This is a genomic window from Microbacterium umsixpiens, from assembly GCF_053543675.1.
The window spans coordinates 5,218-6,843 of the sequence record NZ_JBLVOH010000196.1; the positions used below are offsets into that span (position 1 = coordinate 5,218).

A 1,626-nucleotide genomic window follows, 5' to 3' on the forward strand; every position below is an offset into this window, starting at 1 on the left:
GCAGGGCGGGGTCTCGGCGCGGACGCGGGGCCTCGGCGGACCTACTCGACGAGCTTTCCCGCGGTGTCGACCTCGCGCATGAGTTCGGCGATCTCGGGCGAGACCTCCGGGATCTCCTCGCGGGTGACGCCCGCGGTCGGCGACCACACCAGGTTCACCTGCAGGGTCGGGTCGGTGTCGGGGAAGTCGCTGCGGTTGTGGCATCCGCGCGTCTCCCGGCGCTCCAGCGCGGCCTCGAGCGTGGCACGAGCGGCGAGCGCCGAGGCCTTGAGGTCGAACGCGTGCGCGAGGTCCTGGAAACCGGCGATGTCGGGGTGGATTCCCACGTCCTCCATGCGCCCCTCGATCATGTCGAGGTCGGCGAGGCCGGCACGCAGCCCGTCTTCCGAACGGACGACGCCTGCGTACTCGGTCATGAGGTTGCGGATGGCGCGCTGCAGGGCGCGCACGTTCTCGCGCCCCTCCGCGGCGAGCAGGTCGTCGATCTCGGCCCGTGCTGCCGCGACGGCCGTCGCCGACCGGCGCTGCGCGTCGAGCCCGGCCGCGTGCTCCATCGCGGCCTGCCCGACGATGCGCCCGTAGACCAGCAGCTCGATGAGCGAGTTGCCGCCGAGCCGTGCAGTCCGCTGGAGGCCTCGCCGATCGCGTAGAGCCCCTCGACGTCGGTCTGGTGGTCCTCCGGGCGCACCCAGACCCCGCCCATCGAGTAGTGCGCGGTGGGGGCGATCTCGATCGGATCGGTCGTGATGTCGAGCATCTGCAGCTCCATCATCGTCTGGTAGACGCGCGGCAGCCGGGTCATGATCGTCTCGCGCGGCAGGTGCGACACGTCGAGCCAGACGCCGCCGTTCTCGGTGCCGCGTCCTTCCTTGATCTCGGTGTACGCGGCGAGCGCGACGCGGTCGCGGGTCGACAGCTCCATCCGCTCGGGGTCGTACTTCTCCATGAACCGCTCACCGAGGGCGTTGCGGAGGATGCCGCCCTCCCCGCGTGCGGCCTCGGAGATCAGTGTCCCCGCGGCACTCTCCGGCTCGATGATGCCGGACGGGTGGAACTGCACGAGTTCCGGATCGCGCAGGCGCGCTCCAGCGTCGACCGCGAGACGGAAGGAGTCGCCGGTGTTCTCGTCGCGACGGGACGAGGTGCGGCGCCAGATGCGGTTGTGCCCGCCGGCTGCGAGGATCACGGCATCCGCGTGGATCAGGTAGCGGGTGCCGTCGGCCTGGTCGAAGCCGTAGGCGCCGAACACCACGTTGTCGCGCACGAGCAGACGGGTGATGTAGACGTGGTCGAGGATCGGGACCTCGAGCTGCTCGGCCTTGCGCACGAGCGTGCGCTGGATCTCGAGTCCGGTGTAGTCGCCCGCGAAGGCGGTGCGGCGGAAGGTGTGCGCGCCGAAGAAGCGCTGCGAGATGCGGCCGTCGTCTTCGCGGGCGAAGTCCATGCCCCACCGCTCGAGGTCGCGGATGCCGCGCTCGGCGCCCTGGGTGACGATCTCGACCGTGTGCGGGTTGGCGAGCAGGTAGCTCTCCTTGATGGTGTCGGCCGCGTGCTGCTGCCAGCTGTCCTCGGCGTCCATGGTGCCCAGCGCCGCGTTGATGCCGCCGGCCGCGAGGGAGGTGTGGG

Annotated in this window: 1 pseudogene; it reads right to left on the minus strand. The window is 70.9% G+C overall.

What is annotated here, in order from left to right:
• Positions 1 to 41 precede the first annotated feature (41 nt).
• A pseudogene (locus tag ACNPM4_RS17400) lies at positions 42 to 1,626 on the minus strand (L-aspartate oxidase); the annotation flags it as partial.